Source organism: Aliiglaciecola sp. 2_MG-2023, from assembly GCF_030548145.1.
GTDB lineage: Bacteria > Pseudomonadota > Gammaproteobacteria > Enterobacterales > Alteromonadaceae > Aliiglaciecola > Aliiglaciecola lipolytica_A.
Map to the genome: position 1 here is coordinate 23,024 of NZ_JAUORY010000001.1, position 22,166 is coordinate 45,189.

Genomic DNA, 22,166 nt, shown 5'->3' on the forward strand with positions numbered 1-22,166 from the left:
TTTATATAATTAAGTGTAAATACAAAACGCTCTTCCAAACAGTTATTTTAGATAAGAATATAAAATTATAGGATTATGTCGTGACAGAACAAAGCAGCCAACTGGACCATAATAACAAAGAAGGTATTCTGCTAGTTGCAGGATATTGGGAGAATGAATCCATTGATGAGTTATCTCAAGCCCTTGCATGTAAAGTGAGTCTGTTAGAGCCTGATCCAACTCAATATGCATTAAAGACAAGAAAAAAAATGGATGCAAATTGGACAATACACAATTGGACTCTAGGCAACAACAATGGCTTAACAAAGTTCTATTTATTTAAACCTGCAAGATTAAGTTCTACGATGAAACCTAAGGGGTTAGCAAGAATATATAGGAATCATGTTGCCAAGGAAGTTGACAATATTCTTGTAAAAACACTTTCAGAAAGTTGTGTTTATTTGGGGGTAATTAAAGAGAAAAACAATGGTCTCTTAGTCGGTATGAATGCATCTCTTCAGTTTTTTAGTGCTGATGAAGAAACTCAAAGAGCGCTACAAAATTTTGAAATGATTCGTATAAAAGTTGCTAATAACGAATTATATGCAGCTGATTATAAAATAGGTGATGTGGTTAATTTGCTTCAAACATTAAGTTTCGACTTAGTTAAAAAGTCTACACCGGATATCTTATACACTGAGTATGTTTTTAAAAGAAATTTACAAGCAGTATTGATAGAAGAGCAAAAACAAATACTTGCTGAAAGAGAAAATGAAAACGTAATTTTAAAAAGCGAATTAGAAAAGTGGCAAGAAAAGTGTTTGAATCAAGAACACATTTTAGAACAAAATAAGGAAACCGCTAAAAAGTTAAATGAAAACTTTCAGACTATAGAACAATTAACTGTTCATCAAAAGAGTTTAGAAAGCTCAATGAAACAGCAAAAAGCAGATTACCAAAGTGAAATAGAAAAACTTATAGCAGAATCTAACAAAACAAGACAAAACTTGGATACTGAAATCGAAAAAAACGAAAGTGCCTCTCATTTAATAGAGCAGCTTCGTGAAGATTCTAATCAAGTACAATTAGAATCTAAAGTACTTAAAGAAAGGATTAAAGAAGCCAATAAAAGTATTGAAGAGTTACAAGTATCAATCAGTAAAGTTAATGAAGACAAAATCAGTGTGCAAAATGAACTAATAAACGTTACTGAAGAGCTAAATGAAACGAAACAACGCGCAGTTGAATCTCAAGCAAAATATGAAGAATTGAGTCAAACAATAATTCGATTAAATGAAGAAAAATCAAAAGATGAAGACGAGATAGTCAGATTAACTAATGAAGTTAGCACTTTAAAACTTAATTTAAAAAATAAAGAATCGCAATGTAGTAACGCTGTAAACGAATTAGCAGAATTGCAGGTATCTCAAAAATCAATATTAGAAGACAACGTTCGAGCGCAAAATGACGTTAAACGCTTAAATGCGGATTTAGAAGTGAAAGATCAACGTCTAAAGGAAATTAACTTTAAACAACAAGAATTAGCTAGCACAATAGACCAACTAAATAGTGATAAAGCCAAAGATAAAGACGAGATAGGCAGATTAACTACTGAAGTTAGTTCTTTAAAATCCAAGTTAGAACAAAGCAATATACAACATAGTAATACAGTTAAGGAAATGGAACGAGAGAACACCGCTAAACTTAAAAGCGTTCGAGAAAATTTAGAAAAACAAATTCAATCTCATAAAGAGCAAAAAACACGGGCAGAAAATTCAATACATAAGAATAATGAATTAAACCAAAAATTAGAAAAAACTGAGAATGAACTCAATTCATTGCAAAAAGAGTTTAACAGTTACAGATCTCAATTAGAATCATTAGAGATTGACAAAAAGGAAAGTCAGAAGCGAGAAGAACAGCAGTCTAGAAGTATTGAATTAACAACAAAATTGTTAAGTAAAATGCAATCAGAAAATGAGTATCTAAGTAAACAATATGCTGAAAAAATATCTTCAGAGAATGAACTAAGGCAATTGATTGGAGAACTTCATGAAAAGCTTGAAATGGCTGCGAATTTTTACCAACAGCTAGAGAAAGAGCACCCTGAACTTGTTTTGGAACACCGTGGTTTATGAGCGAATCAAATAATATACAAAACTTAAGAACCGAGCTAGATAAAGCATTGGAGCTAATAAATCAGAAAAATTTCATTCAAAGCAACGAGCAAAATAAGAAGCTTTCTATACCAACAATGGCATCCGATAGTCTTTTACTTAGGTGCCAAAAAATTGTAGAACAGACTGAAGCTTTGAAGCCTAAGTTGAGAATAGTTCGTCATATGGCTTGCAGCGGTGGGTCTATGATTTCTAAATGCATAGATGCTATGCCAAATGTATATTTAATGAGTGAAGTACACCCATTGGCTCGTAAACATTTAGGTGATAAAGGGCACAAGTTTACTCCTTCTGATATTATTTCTTGTGCTTACTATGCAAACATTCCGAATATAAATAATCTTTCCGAAGAAATTTTTGCAAGTTCTATTAAAGTAACAATTAATGCATTAGACAACTATGGTGCTCATTTAGTGTTGCGAGAGCATTCCCATACTGACTTTTGTGTTGGCAATCGAGCTCTAAATTCTAATGCCGTTACTAGACTTCTCTCAAAAGAATATGATGTATTGTCCCTTGTTACTCTCAGAAACCCTATTGACTCATATTTGTCTTTAAAAAAGAATGGGTGGGTACAATTTGAGCCAGCTAATTTTGATGAATACTGTCGGCGAGTTTTACTATTTCTTGAACAGAATAAAAAATCAAAGATTATTTATTACGAAAAATTTGTAACTTCACCCCAAAAATTCATGAAAACTATTTGTAAAACCCTCAAAATACCTTACATCGATAATTTTCAGGATTATTTTGACCTACGGAAAATAACAGGTGATAGTGGTCGATCTTCGGGCGAAATAGAAACGAAGCCTCGAAGGACTATTGATGATAAAACCATGTTAGAAATTGAAAATTCCAAATTTTATAGACAAATAGTAAATAAACATAAAATTTTTAAAACCTAAATAATTAGCTATTAAAGTTGTATCCATAATGAAAATTATACACATAATAAACCCGTATTCAGTGCCAAAAGAAAGTGAAGCTAATTTAGTTCAAAAGAGAACTCTGGAGTCTATTATCAACTCTGTTGATTATGCTGAAGGATTGGTAGATGTTCATATTTTAATGAAAGTAAGTCCAACAGATTTAGATTATTTTAAAAACAGCTTTACTCAAAGCTATTTTCATTTTGATACGTTAAAATCAGATTCAAGTAAACTTGAAAGACAGTTTCAAGTTAAAAGAGAGCTTCCAATACTGAATGATCTTCTCAAGGTGGAGCAATTAGAAAATCTTCAAATCGAAGATGAAGACCTTATAGTTGTAACAAATATGGATATTTGCTTGCAGCCATACTTTTATGCTGAAGTTGCTAAAATTCAAAATGAAGGTAGGGATGTTTTTGTTATTAATAGACGCACTATTGCAAAAGAATTAATTGACTTACCGATCGAACAAGCTTATTTAGCAGACGGTGACAAGCATATCGGACATGACTGTTTTGTTTTCCCTTACCAACATCTTAAACTATTTGATATTCGTGAACATATATTAGGAATAGGGTTTGTATTCAGACCATTTCTTTTAAATTGTATTATCCATTCTAAGAGTTTTCATGAATTTGACGACGCATACCTCACCTTTCATTACGGCGATGATATGGATTGGAAAAATGAAAAATACAATGATTACTTAGAACACAATAAAGAGTTATTGATCAACGTTTTTGATAGTAATAAAAATTTGTTTGCAGACCTCACTGAAGATGATCCTAAGCTTAGTTGGCTAAAAAAGTTTTTTAAATTCAATTTTTTAAATTGGAATATATAGATGTTTAATTTAAAAGAAGAATTAGCTAAGAATTACGGAAAGCATCGTTCAGGGTGGTCTTATGTTGTAAATGGAATGGAACCTCTCCATTCCAACAACGCCCCGGAACTAGTAAGTTTTATAGAAAAAAAATTTATTTTTGGTGGTGGAAAAGGGGACTTCAATAATAAATTTGAACCACTCACAAAACCTTGGGTTGGTTTTCTACATGTGCCTGTAAATGTACCTCATTGGTTCAATAGACATTATTCTCCAGTGGAATTATTCAAAAGGGGAGATTTTCAAGAAGCCTTAACAGTATGCGAAGGGATTTATACATTGTCCTCGCCTCTGTCTGACTGGGTTAGCACTCAATTTGATGGCCCAGTTAACACTGTATTACATCCCACAGAACTTGTAGATAATTTATTCGATAATTCCATATTATCTGCTAATAACCCAATAAAAATCGTTCAACTTGGATTTTGGCTCCGAAAGCTTCATGCAATCCATAAGTTGAAACTACCGAGTGGTGACTTTAAAAAATACACTGTAGGAATATCTCAAGTCCATCAGCAAAGACTGATAAATATCGAAAAGCAAGTTTTTGATATCGACTATATTGATGACAGTGTTGAAAATATTGGTTTTATGTCAAATGATGAATACGATAATCTGCTATCAAAATCCATAGTTTTTATCGATTTTTACGACACAAGTGCTAACAACGCTATTATAGAATGTATCGCTAGAGCTACTCCCGTTCTGTGTCCACCAAACCGTGCTATTGTCGATTATCTAGGTACTGAATATCCCCTATATTTTAATTCTTATGAAGAAGCTCAAAATATTCTAATGAGTAGAGATAAACTCATGGCAGCTCATCACTATCTTCTTGAAAGTGGCGTCCGTTATAAATTGACAATTCAGAGCTTTCTTAAAACACTCAAAAGTTCGTTGTAACACCTGGAAATATATATGTATAAACTAATTCGTAGCCTGATGATAAACAACAGATTTTATGCTGCACTGAGCATGGTTGAGAAAGTCGTCGACCAAAGTGTAGAAAAATTAGATTGTGAAATATTATTTTTCTTGGAAACGTTGAACTCTGAGTTTACTGGCAGCTCTCTTAAGGTCGATTCGTATTGTTGTAGTAAAATTGAAATAATTCTCCAAGAAATACCAAATAAAGTGTTGGTAGGAGATTTTAGTTATCTTTGTAGAAAACTGACTGATAAAAAGAAAAAGATAGAGTTAGATATTGTAAAAAAATTCGTTGGTTTGGAAGACAATTTAAATTCACTGGAACTAGTTTTAAAAAATAGAGTTTTTGTGTTGCTTGGCGAGGCTTTTAAGGCCGATATTAGCGACTTGAATATTGATCAAGTAAGGGATTTTTCAAAATACCTTGATAGTTTGGGTGAGCACGAATTAGCTTGCGATGTTGTAGATATCGTTCTAAAGAGAATGCATAGTCCATTTTGGGATTGGTTGTTTAAAGGAGAGCAGTTTGAAAAATTAAATGATTTATCGTCGGCACTTGAATGTTTTAATAATTTTTTACAAGTTGCGATAGATAAACAGAACAGTCAAGCCATTCAAACTGGTTTGTCAAAGGCGATAAAATGTCAAATATTGACTGATCTCAATCAATCAAAAATCGATACTTTGATAGCTTCATTACCTGATAATATTGATTTTAATGATCAAGTTTCTAAGTTACTAAAGGAAGCTTCTGAAATTTTAGAATTTCGCCGTTTAAATACTATAAACAATACCGATAAAAGAAAATCACTTGGTTATAGTTATTTTTCAGAAAATGACATTAACGACTTTATTAATAATAAACTTGAAGTGATAAAGGTAAACCCAACTTATAGTTCTTTTTATGAATTATCGAAAGCTTATGCCGCAATTGGAAATATAAAATTAGCTAAAAAGTATTTAAAAACCGCTTGTGATCTAAATGTTTTTCTATTTACAAATTACACTAGATTTGGGATGCAAGCTAAAAATGGCTAAAGGAATAATAGCTACAGGTTTTTTCCGAACTGGCAGTACTTTTATGTTCTCTGCATTGCGAAAATGTGAAGAGATAATGGGGTTTTACGAACCTTACCATCCTGATATTATTCAGTATGTTGCTGATACTCAAGCTGGCTTAGTTGCTGCTGATAAAAATTACCTAGGTCATACCGTCGAAGACGATTATTTTGCGGAATACGCAGACATTAATTTAGGGAAAATGACAGAGGTATTCGCATCTTCTCGCAGGACAGTTAATCATCCTGTTTTGTGTTCCTTCTCCATAAAGCCAGATTTAGAAAATTATATTAACTTTCTAATAGAACACAGTGTTAATAAAAATAAAATTCCATTTCTACAAGCAAATAGGTTTAACTATTGTTTACCTTGGCTTTCTGAAAAGTTTCCCGATTTTACAACTGTTCTGATTACACGTGATCCTTTTAGTATATTCTTATCACTACAAAAGATTGCAGAAAAAGGTGGCATTTTTTTAAATTATAAAAGCAACAATCTAAATTTCTGGAACGTGAATGATATTTATAATCAGTTAAACTGTAGCTATGATTTATCATTGCCGTTTGGAAGAGGATATTATTTCGAGCTCTATTTTATCGTAAGTTGGATCAATAGAATATCTAGCCGACAAGCAGACATCGTTATTCCATTTGAATGTTTTAATAAAAGCGGTTTGGGAGCATTAAAAGTCATTTTAAACTCACTTTCCATTTCAAGTGTAAGTTCTGAAATTTATATAAACGAAAAATATCAAGGTGATTGTATGAGAATGAAGCCTCAGGAGTTTGTTGTTATAGAGCTTGAAGTGGACGAAATATTAAACATAATTTTAAAAGCTCATGTTTAATATTTAAGAGGGAAGGGATTTCATCAATTCCATAGTGTAAGCTAATTAGAAAACTAGTTTTTTGGGGTTCTAAATACCCTTGTTAGTTGGAAAATCATCTTACAAGCAATACATTATCAGCCCTAATATTTAAATTGCCTTTAATGTAAGTATTGTTGATTGAGATTTTTACCCTATATAGAAGTAAAACAGATTCTGATGGCAAAAATTTAGGGGGCTTATAATTAGTTTTCAATTCCAACTACACTTAATCTCATTTAGCACTGGGTGTAATAAAAATTCGGCTTCTATTTCCTTGCATGACATCTTTCTTTAGGCAATCAAAAATGAATAAGTTGGTAAAATTAATTCTTGGCAACTCATGCTCGATTAAGGTTTTGTTAATTGGGTTGAGTATCACCTTTTCGTGCACAACATTGTCCAGGGAATACTACGTTGCCAAAGATGGCAACGATGATAATGCAGGGACCATTGAAGAGCCTTTTAAAACTATACAAATGGCTGCTGATGCTGTTATTGCTGGGGATGTGTGTTTCGTCCGTTCAGGTGTCTACAAGGAAACCGTGGTAATAAAAAGAAAAGGAGAAAATGATCTCCCAATTCGTTTTGTTGCTATGCCAGGTGAAAAAGTCATTCTTGATGGAAGGGAAACTGTTAAAGGTAAGTGGGAGAAAAGTCAAAATGGTACTTACGTTATTGAAAATGTAAGTTCAGTTGAGCAACTCTTTTTTAATAATGAGATGATGCTTGAAGCCCGCTGGCCCAATGCAAAAGCAGAACAACTGCTCAGTCGTGTTGTTTGGGCGTCTACTGATAAGGGGAGTGCTTATGGTAAAATTGTTGATCGTGAACTTGCTGAATCCGGCGTTGACTGGACTGGTGCAAATGTAATTCTAAATGTTGCACATCAATTCTACACTTGGAAACGGCCTGCTATTACTCTTGGAGTTAACCATGGTGTATTTGGTTATGACCAGAATTTAAAAGGGTTAGAGCAGTTTTTCTTAAACGATGTTAAGCCTGAAAAGTGGGAAGATGATTATTATTATTTGACTGGTTCTCTAGGATTGTTGGATGCTCCTTCAGAATGGTACTACGACAAAACCACTTCCAAGTTGTTTTTTTATCCACCTAATTCTGATGTAACATTAGGCTCCACTTTAAAATCAAAAGTACGAGAATTTGCTTTTATTGTTAAAGATAGCCAGTTTATTCATCTAGAAGGGTTCGAATATTTTGCAACTACTGTAAGTATTAAAAACTGTTATGGATGCCAAATTTCTAAGAGCAAATTCCTATATCCTTCATTCACTAAAAATCCTGAGTCCAAAAGCGCAACATTCATTTCCGGTAATTTTAATAAAATTTTAAAATCTACGTTTTCACATGTTCCTGGAGGAGCGATTAGTATAGTTGGCGACGAAAATATAATTAGCGAGATTATTGTTAATGATACTTCTTGGTTCGGAACGCTTAGGCAACCCACAGTTTCTTTTTCCGGGAATAAAAACAATCTGAATAAAAGTGAATTATTTGACGCTGGAAGTGTGTTAGTAAAATTTAATGATGGCGCGAATATTATCGAGTTTAACGACATTTATCGCGGAGGTTTGCTGAGTAAAGATGTCGCCTTAGTTTATACTCAACGACCCGAGACCTATGGAAGTGTCGTGAGGTACAATTGGGTGCATGATGTTCAAGTTGAAGCGGGGGAAGGGATCTGTATAAGGGGAGATGATTTAACACGCGGTTTAAGTATCCATAATAATGTTGTTTGGAATTGTGGCCATGCAGGGATTGTTATTAAGGGTGACTACAATAAAATTTATAACAATACGATTTTATCCATTGGCGGTTTGGGTTATGAAAAAGAGGTTGGCCTGTTGGTTCCTAAAGGTAAAGAGACTTTTAAACTTAACCGGCCCGATTTTAATCTAACTCCGTGGCAGAATCTTCATAGCTTAATTGCCAATAATATAACTTCGTCAATGGCAGCAAATAGAAAAGGGGCTCGTCTAGATACGACCGATAAGATATGTGGTAATTATCATAGCTCCGTAGATGGGTATTTTGACCTTGATGAAAATAAATTTTCGCCTATTAGTGATAGTCCATTAGTTGACTCTGGCTGTCACTTTAAATATATCCCCATGATTAAAAGCGGAAATAAAATTGATATAGGTGCTTATGAGTTTGGACTACCCTATTGGAAGCCTGGGGTATCAGATCATTAATAGTGATTAAAATTTGAATTAATTAATGGGAACTAGCTTATATAAGAATTTAGGTGAATTTTTCAAAAAGGTATAAAACAATGAACATAAAATAAAACGATATTTGTAAAATGTACGCTTTGATATTTTTATGTGAGAAATATAATATTAATTAAGTAACGATGCTCTCAACGTTAGGTAAAAAAATGAAGTTATTTAGAAAAGTTTGTATACACACCGGTCATGGGAAAACGGGGTCATCTACTATTCAAAAAAGCATGAGGCAAAGAAAGGACGTTTATATAAAAAATAATATCTTACCTCTAATAACGAAGAGATCTGATATACACGCGCTTTTAAAAAATGCTTTCTGTAATGAAAATACCCAATCTTTAGAAGAATTAGAATCGTTGGCTAAGAAATCTGAAAATGAAGAGTGCCTATTAATATCGAGTGAGAATATTCCTGGTTATTCAACTGAAGCTTTAACTAGATTAAAAGAGTTCGCTGAAAATTTATCAGATCAAATAGAAGTGATTATGTATGTAAGACACCCTTTCACTTTTAGCGTGAGCCTTTGTCAAACACTAGTTAAAAATGGCCAAATAGATTTAGATGATTTCATCAATAATCCATTTGTATTTCGAGCTGAACACAATCTAAATAAACTTAGTTCCGTTTTTGGTAAAAAAGCTCTTGATGTAAGAATATTTGAAAAAACAAAATTATTTGCTAATGATGTACAAAAAGACTTCTTGTTGAAACTTGGTGTAGAACAGACTAATTTATCACATTTTGAGGTGGATTCTATAAATGAGTCTCTATCACTAGAAGCAGTGTTGATAGCTAATTATATTTATAAAAACTACAAGGACTACCCAAAGCATAGTCAATTTTTGAAGGAAAAATTAGCATTAGTTGAAGGTGAAAAGTTTTTCTTGCCAATAGAGGTGTTAGATAAGGTTAAATCAAAGTCTGAGAAGCATATTCGTTTTTTGAAAGAAAAGTTTGGGATTGAGTTTACTCCTCCAAACTTAAATTGTTATAAAAATAAAATTATAAATACTTCTGATAATCAGTTTATTGAGAGGTTGGCTCAAGAACTTATAAATGATTGGTAAACCTAATTCGGTTAACCAGAGTGTGAACAAATTAATTATTACTAGTTTTTTATAATTTACATCGCTTTGTTTAGACATTTATCTCAATAAAAAGTAGTCAAATAGTTATGGATCTCGATTTAAGTAAATTGTGCTATGTTGTTCACAAACAGAGTGTTAATCTTCGACTTAAGACAATATACTACTTAGGAATTAATTATGTCGAATACAAACAAAGAGAAACGAGAAGCTATTCTAGTTAGTCAAGGGGTGATCGATAAGCTTAAGATAAAACGTAATGAGATTACTGTTCAATTAGAAGAGCTAAAAGCAATAAGGCAAGGGGTTGTTGAGGAATTAAAGATTGAGAGAGATAAAATATCCAATTTAAGAAGTGCATTGATCAAATAGACCAATTCTATGCATAGTTTTAAACTGACTCAATTATGCGTTCGTGACACAAATATAAAATTGAAAACTATTGTATTAAATATTTCAATTTAAAGGCCGAATCCTCGTTAAGCTTTAGTTTACGGGGATTTTTATTAGGAATAATTGTCAATTTTTTTAGTTAAACAATATAAGTTGAAAGAATGCAAAGTTGACTGAAGGGCGCAGGCAACATTCGTTTATAAAAGCATTTGGTTTGGCTGGTAGGTAAATTCAAACTATAAAATGGGATTTAAAAAATTGCTGATTTTCGAAATTTTAGGTAATTAATTTCAATGAAGAAAAAAGTTATCAATGTTACTAAGCCATATTTGCCACCAATCGAAGAGTTTATGCCATTGTTAGAAGATATATGGCAATCTAAAATGCTAACTAACAACGGTAAATACAATACAAAGTTTTGTCGCGAACTAGAAAAGTTATGGGGGGTAAAACACGTTGTAACCTTTACCAATGGTACCCAAGCATTACTTGCTGCATTAAGCTGCCTGATAAGTGATAAAAAAGGTGAGGTGATTACTACACCATTTACCTTTATCGCCACTACAAACGCAATAATTTGGACTGGTCACAAACCAGTTTTTGTTGATATAGATCCTGAGAACTTAAATATTGATGTTTCAGAAATTGAAAAAGCAATTACTTCTGAAACTGTTGCTATTTTAGCTGTGCATTGTTACGGAAATCCTTGTGAAGTTAGTGGGCTGAAAAAATTGTCTAAACGCCATGGGATTCCTTTAGTTTATGACGCTGCTCATGCTTTTGGGGTTGAATGCAATGGGCAAAGCGTATTTCAATTTGGAGATATGAGTGTGGCGAGTTTTCATGCCACAAAGACGTTCAACACCTTTGAAGGTGGGGCCGTGGCTTGTCATTCTGCTGTTCTTAGGGATAAATTAATAAATTTTGCCAATTTCGGTTTTCAAAACGAAACGACTATTTCGTCACTTGGTCTTAATGCAAAAATGTCAGAATTTAATGCTGCGCTTGGACTAGTTCAATTAAAACATATAGATAATATGTTTTTAGGCAGAAAAACCATTGCGAATTATTACGTGAAAGAGTTATCTAGTTTGAAGGGGGTTTTTATACCCACAGAACCTGTTGATACGCAGGTTAATTATTCTTATTTTCCTATTTTTGTTCAGCAAGATGCTAAAACTGATCGAGATACCCTTTATAGCTTTTTACGGGAACACGGTTTTATGGTGCGCCGTTATTTTTATCCATTAACTTGTGATTTTGGCATACGTGAAATCGAAGAAACCGCACTTAGACATGATCTTTCTCAATCAACAAAATGTGCTGAAGAGGTGCTTTGTTTACCTATCTATCCAGATTTAGAATTAACCAGTATCTATGAACTTGTGACTTTATTGAAAAGTAAACTTAGTTAATATGAACTTGGTTATAATGCAACCCTATTTCTTTCCCTATGTGGGCTATTTTAGTCTGTTCGAGGCTGCTGATATTTTTGTTATATATGACGATGTTAATTACATAAAAAAAGGCTGGGTAAATAGAAATTACTTTTTCAGCCAATCTGGACCTCAGAGGTTTACGCTGCCAATTAGTAAAGCTAGCCAAAATATCAAAATTTGTAGTTTGAAATTACAATCGCTAGAAAAAAGTAAACTAGCTCTTTTTAAAACCTTATGTCATGCGTACGCTAGGGCACCATACTACAAAACCGTGATGGCGATGTTAGAAGGTATCTTTGAGTGTGAAACAGTGGCATTAACGGACTTTTTGGTAAATGCTTTGACTTGCATTAATAAATATTTAGGTATTACCGTCGACATTATATGCAGTTCTAAAATGCAATTAGGTGTTGGGCTGGCTGGTCAAGATAGGATTATTGATATCGCGAAAGCTTTAAATGCAAAAAATTACATTAATTCGATTGGTGGAATGGAATTATACTCTGGGTCATGTTTTCAAACTCAAGGTCTGGTGCTTCAGTTTTTAAAACATAAGGGATCTAATTATCGTCAATTTTCAGGAGTTCATATTCCTTATCTTTCAATAATTGATGTATTAATGTTTAATTCTCCTGGCGAAGCTATGAAAATAGTAAAAAATTATGAGTTGATCAATGGCTAAAGTAGTAATTTTTGGAATAATGGATACCGCGGAGCTGGCCCATTTTTATTTGGAAAGCGATACTGAGCATGAAGTAGTAGCGTTCAGTGTTCACAAAAAATACATTACTTCTTCTACCTTTAAGGGCTTGAATGTTGTCCCTTTTGAATCAGTAGAGGAAAAGTATCCACCTTCAGAGTATAAATTTTTTGCGCCAATGACGGGTAAACAAATGAATCGGCTACGAGAGCAGATTTATACAGAAATAAAGGTTAAAGGCTACAAGTTGATTTCTTATGTTAGTAGCAAGGCTACTATCTTTTTAAACTCTGAAATTGGTGATAATTGTTTTATTCTGGAAGACAACACTATTCAGCCTTTCACCACTATTGGCAATAATGTTGTTTTGTGGAGCGGCAATCATATTGGCCATCACAGCAAAATAAATAATCACATTTTTTTTACCTCACACGTTGTTCTTTCCGGGCATTGTATAGTAGACGACTATTGCTTTTTTGGTGTCAATTCTACTATTAGAGATTATACCCATGTCGCACAGGGCACTCTATTAGGAATGGGCTCGAGTTTAACTCGTGATAGTGAAGAGTGGGGGGTTTACATTGGAAATCCAGCGAAGAAAAAAATTAAACCAAGCTATGAGGTTTATTGATATGAATTTAGTGATAAACGCTTAAATGGAATGGCTTAAGAAAGGTAGAATATTTGTGCCCGATGGCCACAATAGTTTAGCGATTACTCATGCCCAAGTACCTGTACCTGTTCACTTTCCCGAAGAAAATAGAATAAGAATTTTCTTCTCTTGCCGTGATAGTCAATCAAGAAGCAGACCATTTTATATTGATGTTGACGATGAAAACCCTAAAAAAATACTAAAATTGGCAGATAAGCCTATTTTAGAGTTGGGTGCTCTAGGTACTTTCGATGATTGCGGTGTAATGCCATCTTGGATAGTCGAGTACAATGACATACATTATATGTATTATATTGGTTGGAATGTGAGAAATACAATTCCTTACCATAACGCTGTCGGGTTAGCGATTAGTGAGGATAATTGTCAAACATTCAAGAAGTATTCGACAGGACCACTTTGGGATCGTGACTATATTGAACCGCATTATTCTGGAACATCTTGTGTTTTGATTGAAAATGGTGTGTGGAAAAATTGGTATTTATCATGTACGGAGTGGCGGAAAATTAATGGGATTGTTGAGCCTAGATATCATATTAAATATGCAGAATCTTTAGATGGCATTGTATGGAAAAGGAAAGGTTTGGTAGCTATCGATTATCTCGATGACAATGAGGCTGGAATAGTTAAAGCATCTGTCTTGAAAGAAGACAGTATATATAAAATGTGGTTTTCCTTTCGTAAATTTGATGGTTATAGAGAAAATATCAATGCTAGTTACCGCATAGGCTATGCAGAATCTAAAGATGGTATTAATTGGCAGAGATTTGATACTACTAACTCCAATACCCTTGATGTTAGTAAAGATGGGTGGGATTCGTTAATGGTTGAATATCCACATGTATTTCGAGTAAAAGAAAAGCTAATGATGCTATACAACGGTAATGGCTTTGGGGCAACTGGTTTTGGCTTTGCAGTAAAAGAGTAATAAACGGTAGCCACTTGATTTAGATTATGGTTTTTAAATTTTGGGTTTTAGTAGTATTAATTTAGACCAATGAGTTAGGAAATGAATAGCTGTAGTTGTGTTTGCATGCCAGTTGCGAGTAGTGGTGAATTACTTTTACTCTCGCGTTAACAAAATATTTTTAAAAAAAGCTACAAACAAAAAGGTAGGTGGATGTTAGCACCAGTAGTAATCTCGGTTTATACACGATTAACTCATTTCAACCGAGCTATAGAGGCACTTCAAAAAAATGCTCTAGCTATTAAATCAAACTTAATTGTTTATAGCGACGCAGCAAGCTGTGATGAAGATGTTGAGTTAGTAGCGAATGTTCGTGACAAAGCGAAACAGATCAATGGATTTAGATCAGTTACCGTTATTGAGAGGCCCTTTAACTTTGGTGGTAGCAAAAATGCCTACAAAGGTTTACTCCAAGTAGTTCGAGTTTTCAAACGAGCAATCTTTATTGAAGATGATATTGAAGTTGCTCCTGGATTTTTGACATTCATGAATACTGCATTAGATTTTTACAAAGATAATTATGACGTAATCAGTATTTCAGGATATAGCCCTCCCTTAAAGATCAATGAATATGTTGATAATGATTTTTATGTAATGAATAGGTTCTGTGGGTGGGGGTCAGGTGTATACGAGCGTACAGTAAGCGCGTTTTCGAAAAAAATCACTCAAAAGGAATTTGATGATGTAGAAGAAAAGCAAGTTTTATGTGAATTTGGTGACGATGTTCTCAATATGGTAGAAAAAGAAGTGGATGGTCTAATCGATGCAGCGGATGTGCGATGTATGTTTCAGCAAGCCATAAATAAAACAGCTACTATCTATCCTCGTGTTTCACTTGTTCAAAATCATGGCCATGATGGCTCAGGTTTCCATTGTGGAAAAACGAAGCGATTTCATCATGATGTTCTTTGGGATAAAACTAAAGGTTTTTTATTTTCTAAAAATTTAAGTGTAGATTCTCGCATCAAAAAAGAGCAGCAAGACTTTCGTTCTTTTAGTGGGGAATACGAAGTACACAGAACTCTTTTTAATCAAAAACAGTCTAAAGAAATAGCGCTTAATTATGTCAATCGATTGTTCATACAGGATCTAAAAAACTTAAAAGTTCATGCTACTGGGCTTCGTTCTAAATCATGCAAAGTTGCAATTTTATCTACACCTAGAGTAGGGTCAACATTGTTAAGTTCTTTGTTGTACCCTTATTTTGGAGAGAGCATCAGAAGGGCGTGGCTGCACGATCGGTTCATTAATGGGTTTGTCGAAGATGAACCTAATAAAAGTCCAGCAATGTATTTAGATTTTTTAAAAGGCAATGCATTTAATGATAGTGATTTTTTGGGTATGCATTTTCACGTAAACCAAGTAAGTGCCTGGAAGAAAAATTATGATATAGATATTTTCGACACGTTCGACTTCGATCATGTCGTGTATATTGAAAGGGATAATCTATTTGAGCAGGCTTACTCATTAGCCGTCGCTTCAGAATCAGGCTTGTGGGGAAGCGAAATAATTAGTGCGCTTAACTTTAACGAAAATTTTAAAGTGTTGGTCAGTCAAGAGTCGTTCGAAAAAGCATATAATTCTTTGCAAAGTGAAAAAAAATACTATATCGAAAATTTGCAATGCAAAACAACTGACACTATCAAGTACGAAGAATTTGTGAAATCCCCGCATAGCATCATTACTGAAATTTTCGAGAAAAAGTATAAAGTGATTTCAAATATTACCGTAAAGCACAATTTAATTCCTGAGAAAAATAACTCTGTTGTTTGTAAAAAAAATAAAGAAAAACTAAAGACTTTTTATGACAAGCATTTTAGTTGATTCTTGCTAAAAATATTACTTGGAATTGAAAAAATTACTTACAATAGCCATCTAACTAATCCTAGTATCAACAACTTGTTATGGGGTTTACAAGTGGCTAAGTAAAAATAGTTATGTTGTTTAAAATTCTAAGCTGTTAGTGTTAGATAGCAGCTAAATGAGTTTAATGTTTAAGTCATTATTAGCTAAGAGAAAGAAAGATGTCTATTGAGTTGTTTAAAAAAGCTAAGCAAGCAACCGATGCAGGGGATTACTCAACTGCGTTATCTTTTTATCAATTAGCGGGTAAAATCTTTGGCGAAGAATTGGTGGCGTTTAATATTAAGCGATGCCAACAAAAAATAGTTCATCAAAAGCTCAAAATAGCTCCAGAAATAAATGTGTTAGTTACAAGTGATGCTGAGGGAGTTAAAGGTATTTTACCCACCTTATATTCTTTACTCAATCAGTCACTAGCGCCAAAAGAAGTTATTTTATACTTACCGAAAAAAAGCAGTACAGATGACGGCGTGGCAATGAATTCTGTAGACGTTGAGGCCGTAAAAAAGTTGCCTAACGTTCGTATTGTATGGTGTGAAAAGCAAAGTCAATTTCTTATTTTTGATTCATTTTTATCAAATCATTTTCACTGTGACGTTACCGAAGACAAATTGTTTTTGTGCGTTTCTGATAATCAAATTTATCCTCATCATTTTATTGAAACGTTATATTCCAATTATCTGGTTGCTAACAACGTAGTTGCTGCTAATTGGATTTCTTTTTCTGATTTAACTTTTGATTTTCCCATCGAGGGAATACCGAGTTTTCAATATGGCGTTTTGTTTAGTACTGAGTTTTTTAATCCTGAAGTTTGCAAATTCGATGATGTGGACAACATTGAAAGTATAGGCCCTGATTTATGGTTAACATGGAACGTGCTTTCCAATGGTGTAGGTATCAAAAACCTGGAATTTTTTGATATACCATCAGAAAAAGATAATCAGGTGAAATACCCCGTAGAAATAGTAGAGTCTTTAGAGAGGATAATGATGGAAATGTATGGATTTAGTGTTTCATCTTTGTATCGTCTCACAAAAGAGCTTTGCATATGAAGGGGAGTATTAAGAATCGGCAGTCGAATGCCAACTTGACCCTTTACCTGTTGGTTGATAAGCCGTTTGGTCACAATTCAGAGTGTTTACAAGAGGCTCTTAAAATAATTAAGAGCCGTTTTAATCTAGTGCTGGCCTTTGGTTTTTGCGATTTATCTGTTTTTGAGTCTTACCAGTCTGTAGCCTTAGACGATAACTCGCAACTTGATCTGGCTATGGTATCAAATGATAAAAATCTCTTTATTTATGATGCGATAAACTTTGCCAAACGATTTGCCACAAGTAACTTAGTCATTATGAACTTGGATGATTTATGTGACGACTTGTTAAATGCAATTAAGTTTATTAATTGCCATATAAACTCTTCATCTGAGCTGATTCAGCAGCCAGACAAAACATTTTTATACTGTTCTATAAATTACCTTCGCGATACAGTTTTTGTCGATAATGAGTCAACTTATCTAGACTTGTTCAATAGGCTTATTGGTAACACCGCAGCCCAAAAAACAATACAGATAGAAACAATTGATAGACAAAAAACGCTTTTTGCTACAACGAATGGTATCGCTAGGCTAGGTGGTATAGAAACTATAGAGCGTAATCATCTAAAGTTTGATAGTGTGGATATAAGTGATTTTAGCGCTATTGCGTTAATCGATGATAGTTGCACTGTAGTTAGAACGATAGAAGGTGCCAATAGACAGTTGCAATACAGGATTCCTTCACAAGTTGATTTAGGCAAATCGATACTTTTGTTTGACATCAATCCCGTGAAAAATGAGCATCACGTTGATAAAGAAGAGTGTAATTTTCAACGAACCATATTAACCATTCGTAAAATCAGTCATTGCACTTATCAAGATCTCGTTTCTAATAAGGATAAAGATGCGCTCTTTATCATGTCAAATTTCAATAAGAGTGATTATATACAAAATTCACTTTTTAGTATCATTTCGCAGACATACGAGAACATCAAGATTGAAATTGTTGATGATTGCAGTACCGACATCTCGCTCAAGCGGGTAAAGCAATTTAAAACATTATTAACTAACCCTGAAATCATTGAAGTATCAAAGAATCCACGCTCTATGGGGACGTATTGGATAAGAAATTCAATTATTCATAAATATATTAATAGTCCATCCGTGTATTTTGTAAATGACTCTGATGACTACAGCAGTGTTCAAAGAGCGAGTTTGCAGTTAGCATCTTTACAGAAAAAGAAAACACACCCAAATATGGTTTTATTCGCGGATATTATTCGGACTAATAAAGATTTTGAGCTTCTGACCATGGGCGGTGATGTGGAGCGATATGGGACTGCTTCTTTATGTTGTCACTTCGCAGATCATAAAATAGCTGGATATTACGAAAATATTAAGAAAGATGCCGATACAGAGTTCATTGTTAGAGTGAAAACATTTTGCATATCCCATCGAGTTGAGTGGGTTCGATATCCCACTCTTTTTCAAACATTTGATGGTAATAACCTAACAAGTGATATTTATTCATTAACCACACAGGGCAAATTAAACAAACGTGATAGCAACCGCTCAGCTCATGTTGCTACATTCAATGACAAACATAAGCGACTAAAACTAGAGAACCTCCCTTGTAAGTATCGATTTCCTGAATCGTCGATCAATTCTGTAGAGGCTGATCAATTAGACGACTATGTTTTACCTATGTATCAACGTATTGAACATTTGTTTTTAGTCGTTGAAAGAGATATCCATTTTCAAGAGCGCAAAAAGTGGTTTGAGTTGTTCGACTATATTGTAAAGGAAAAAGACGGGATCGTAATTGTTTACGACAAAGACGATAATCAAGCTTCGTTCGATTTTTCGTTGTCTCGTTCATTGGAATTGTTTTGCAAAACCAAATCTTGCGATGCTTGGGTTTATAAACCTGAAGAAGCTGAGTTAGATTCTCTTGGGCATGTGAAAACAGAAATTGATGGACAAATAATTACTGAAAAAATTTTATTTTGTGAAGAGGGTATTTCCGAGCCCAACTCTTCAACTGTTCGGTTTTTAAAACCAAATCAACGCGGCAATATAGAAATATAGAGTGACAAGTCAATTGCAGAGCAACTTAATTTCATCTATACCAAGTGCAAATTCAATAGAAATATACTTGGATTTCGTGGGTGGCAGTAAGCTCGAAAATGAAAACCAGTATATACTATTATTGCACGATGTTTGTGCGTTGGTAGGGAAGGCTCCCCAGTTCCACTCAAACCGCAAGTCAGTGACCAAATTGCAGCCGTTATGCCCTTATTTAGAAAACATAGAACAAAAATTGCTGAACAGTCAGCAGGACTTTTTGATTGTTTCATCTATTGCTAGTTTATCTTATGAAGTCATCAATCGTTTTGATGTGATTTGGGTTCGTATCACAGAATTAGATTTGACGATTCATAAAAGTCTTTATTTTCGCAACTTCCAAAGCTTAGATGTTAAATTCAATTACAATTTACATGATTTGAGTTGGTACGAAACACAATGCAGCATAATTACTTCAGTTTATGATGGCGATCTGTATATGGATGCTTTTTTGGAAAGTACAGAAAAGCTGGATAACTACAACAGGTTTGAACATTTCATAGTATTACCTAATTCGCCAGGCAATGAATTCCCTGCGCTATTAAACTACGCAACCAAGCATCAGAATGTTTTATTTTTATATTTAAATCAGGATCCAGGCTTGTATGCTGTTTGGAATATGGCGATTAGGCTAAGCAATTCACCTTACATAACCAATGCAAATGTTGATGACTTCCGTGCACCTGAGCATGTTCGAAAATTAGTTGCTGAGTTGGATTTAAACTCCGATGCTGTAGCAGCAGCTTCCGCATTATATATATCGAATAGTCCAAATGAAGTATTTTCAAAAAATTGTGATTTACCTGTTTGGTACGAAACCTCTGAACCTGAGTTAGTCGATGGTCAGAGTATTATTAAAAAGTTAGATAAAAAGTTGGTTGCTCATAACTTTTTACACTGCATGCCTGTATGGCGAGCCGAACTACATGTATTTTACGGGTATTTTGATGAGGCATTTGCTGGACCATCCGCTGATTGGGAGTTTTGGATGCGATGCGCCCAAAACAACAGCAAATTCATCAAGCAGGGTGAGACACTAGGTGTGCACTATAAAGCTCCTGAATCTTACTGGCGGCGCAAAACAAAGGGTACTGATAACGATTATAATGCAACTATTATGGCGCATTACATTGATGAGAATTGTCAATTTAAAAAAACGAAAAATAAAACTAGAGCCTACCAGTTAGTTGATGAGCTCGTGTCAAATGTTAAAAGCCCTTTGAAACTACTGGATGTTATTAATGAATGTTGTAATCAACAATATCGACGATTTCTTACCGGTAAAAACTTCTCGGCAGTCGTGGATTATATTTTAAAGAATGAGTTTGCTTTAGCGGATAAATTCAGTAGGAAAATTGAAACCTATATAACTGATAAAAACTATATTTTACAGGAACGGGGGGGGGTATTAATTGATCTACTTGCACAGTTTTTAACTGAACTGGAACAGTTAAAAGTTGACGAAAAGCAACTAAATGGATATTGGTTGTGTGCTTTCGAGTTGCAGCGCTTAGGTTATGATACGGAAGCTTTTTTGTTAGCAGCAAGAATAAGTCGCCTTTTATCGAAGCATGAACAAGAATCTCTATTTCTAAAACGTTGTATCGAATTGGATAGGGATAAGTTTTGGAGATTATTCAATAGAGTATACCGATTCACCAAACCTCTCCCCCAATTATTTAGTGACTTGGGTCTCTCAGCTCAATATTTTAATTCTGAAAGCTTTAGGCAGAACCAACCCATTTTTTATTTTCCCGATTATTCAAAGGGTAATCAATATCAGCGAGAATTGTATAGAAGCTCTGTTGAGGCCGGATGCAGCGTAACCGGATTGAATGCATTTGATGAGTTGGTTAGTTTGACGCAACAAAAAGAAGCAGGTTTGCTCCACATACATTGGTTAAACGCTATTTTTGATAGAGTCTCTGAAGCGGACTTGAAGACGCGGTCTGAATTATTTTTGCAAACCATTCAAAAACTGAAAACACAAGGCTGGAAAGTGTTTTGGACGGTACATAACAAATATAGTCATTCAAGTGTGTTTAAGGTGGTAGAAAAGAGCCTTCGGTATCGACTCTCCGATTTAGCCGACAAAGTGCTTTTGCATCACCCTTCTGCGGTTCCGATTCTTAATGATTGGTTAAGTCATTCGGCACATATTGAGTTTCAAGAGCACGGAGCATATCCCGCCAATATACTTTCTCAACAGGAGCGCAAGAAAGTAAGAGTTCGTTTGGGAATCGAAAAGACAGACGTGGTTTTAGGTTTCTTTGGTAAAATAAAGCCTTATAAAGCCCTTGATAAACTGCTTTCTCATTTACTGCCCATAGTAACTTCAGGTAAGCGCTTTAAAGTTATTATTGCTGGCCAACAAATGTGTGATAAAACTAAAAAAATCATTGCACTTTATCCTAAACAGTTAACAATTATTGATAACAACTTTATTTCTAATAATGTATTAGCTGAATATTATAGTGCCACTGATTTTGTTGTACTTTCCTATGAAGATATTTTGACGTCGGGCAGCCTTTTCCAAGCTTATAGTTATGCTCGGCCAGTTATCGCCCCGTATTTAGGAACGATACCACCTTATATTGTTGATGGTTTCAATGGATTTGTTTACAAAGAATTTGATGACTTTGAACATATATTGAATCAGGTTCAAATGGCAAATTTACATAGCCTTCACCTATTTTCTCAGAATGCTTTACAAAGTGCTCAGCTAATCCAATGGCCGAGGTAAAACTGAGGCTGCTCTTTGCCTAAAATTAGTGTATATTTCTCGGCTGTTTGCCGGAGGAATACGGCTTGAGTTCATTGTAAT

At 34.1% G+C, this 22,166-nt stretch carries 17 protein-coding genes; all 17 read left to right on the forward strand.

Features of this window, described 5'->3' with window-relative positions; translation table 11 throughout:
* Positions 1-80: 80 nt before the first annotated feature.
* The 17 genes from Q4567_RS00100 to Q4567_RS00180 all read left to right on the forward strand — a co-directional run bounded on the left by Q4567_RS00100 (position 81) and on the right by Q4567_RS00180 (position 22,085).
* On the forward strand, positions 81-2,117 hold the full coding sequence (locus Q4567_RS00100) for a hypothetical protein (protein WP_303498824.1): 2,037 nt from the start codon (positions 81-83) through the stop codon (positions 2,115-2,117).
* Complete coding sequence (locus Q4567_RS00105) at positions 2,114-3,061, forward strand: hypothetical protein (protein ID WP_303498825.1); 948 nt, start codon at positions 2,114-2,116, stop codon at positions 3,059-3,061. Before Q4567_RS00100 ends, Q4567_RS00105 begins: the two co-directional genes overlap by 4 nt.
* A 28-nt stretch (positions 3,062-3,089) precedes the next feature.
* Complete coding sequence (locus Q4567_RS00110) at positions 3,090-3,929, forward strand: hypothetical protein (protein WP_303498827.1); 840 nt, start codon at positions 3,090-3,092, stop codon at positions 3,927-3,929.
* Positions 3,930-4,871, forward strand: a complete 942-nt coding sequence (locus Q4567_RS00115; RefSeq protein WP_303498828.1) for a hypothetical protein — start codon at positions 3,930-3,932, stop codon at positions 4,869-4,871. It abuts the gene before it with no gap.
* Between the two features lie 15 nt (positions 4,872-4,886).
* Positions 4,887-5,933: a lipopolysaccharide assembly protein LapB gene (locus Q4567_RS00120; protein ID WP_303498830.1), complete on the forward strand. Its 1,047-nt coding sequence runs from the start codon at positions 4,887-4,889 to the stop codon at positions 5,931-5,933.
* On the forward strand, positions 5,926-6,801 hold the full coding sequence (locus Q4567_RS00125) for a hypothetical protein (protein WP_303498832.1): 876 nt from the start codon (positions 5,926-5,928) through the stop codon (positions 6,799-6,801). The genes Q4567_RS00120 and Q4567_RS00125 overlap by 8 nt, the downstream gene beginning before the upstream one ends.
* Positions 6,802-7,127: 326 nt before the next feature.
* Positions 7,128-9,035 carry a right-handed parallel beta-helix repeat-containing protein gene (locus tag Q4567_RS00130; RefSeq protein ID WP_303498833.1) on the forward strand — a complete coding sequence of 636 codons (1,908 nt, stop codon included), beginning with the start codon at positions 7,128-7,130 and terminating at the stop codon, positions 9,033-9,035.
* 185 nt (positions 9,036-9,220) lie between these two features.
* Positions 9,221-10,135, forward strand: a complete 915-nt coding sequence (locus Q4567_RS00135) for a hypothetical protein (RefSeq protein WP_303498835.1) — start codon at positions 9,221-9,223, stop codon at positions 10,133-10,135.
* A 198-nt stretch (positions 10,136-10,333) separates the two neighbouring features.
* Positions 10,334-10,525, forward strand: a complete 192-nt coding sequence (locus Q4567_RS00140) for a hypothetical protein (protein ID WP_303498836.1) — start codon at positions 10,334-10,336, stop codon at positions 10,523-10,525.
* Positions 10,526-10,839: 314 nt separating this feature from the next.
* Entirely contained in the window at positions 10,840-11,961 is a 1,122-nt protein-coding gene (locus tag Q4567_RS00145) for a DegT/DnrJ/EryC1/StrS aminotransferase family protein (protein ID WP_303498837.1), read from the forward strand.
* A gap of 16 nt (positions 11,962-11,977) precedes the next feature.
* Positions 11,978-12,667, forward strand: a complete 690-nt coding sequence (locus Q4567_RS00150) for a WbqC family protein (RefSeq protein ID WP_303498838.1) — start codon at positions 11,978-11,980, stop codon at positions 12,665-12,667.
* Positions 12,660-13,316 (forward strand): acetyltransferase, encoded by a 657-nt coding sequence (locus Q4567_RS00155; protein WP_303498839.1) that lies wholly within the window; start codon positions 12,660-12,662, stop codon positions 13,314-13,316. The genes Q4567_RS00150 and Q4567_RS00155 overlap by 8 nt, the downstream gene beginning before the upstream one ends.
* Before the next feature lie 25 nt (positions 13,317-13,341).
* Positions 13,342-14,283: a hypothetical protein gene (locus Q4567_RS00160; RefSeq protein ID WP_303498840.1), complete on the forward strand. Its 942-nt coding sequence runs from the start codon at positions 13,342-13,344 to the stop codon at positions 14,281-14,283.
* Positions 14,284-14,475: 192 nt separating this feature from the next.
* On the forward strand, positions 14,476-16,146 hold the full coding sequence (locus Q4567_RS00165) for a hypothetical protein (protein ID WP_303498842.1): 1,671 nt from the start codon (positions 14,476-14,478) through the stop codon (positions 16,144-16,146).
* Positions 16,147-16,358: 212 nt separating this feature from the next.
* Entirely contained in the window at positions 16,359-17,237 is an 879-nt protein-coding gene (locus tag Q4567_RS00170; RefSeq protein ID WP_303498843.1) for a hypothetical protein, read from the forward strand.
* Positions 17,234-19,306: a glycosyltransferase family A protein gene (locus tag Q4567_RS00175; protein ID WP_303498845.1), complete on the forward strand. Its 2,073-nt coding sequence runs from the start codon at positions 17,234-17,236 to the stop codon at positions 19,304-19,306. The genes Q4567_RS00170 and Q4567_RS00175 overlap by 4 nt, the downstream gene beginning before the upstream one ends.
* A gap of 1 nt (position 19,307) precedes the next feature.
* Entirely contained in the window at positions 19,308-22,085 is a 2,778-nt protein-coding gene (locus Q4567_RS00180) for a glycosyltransferase (protein WP_303498846.1), read from the forward strand.
* Positions 22,086-22,166 lie beyond the last annotated feature (81 nt).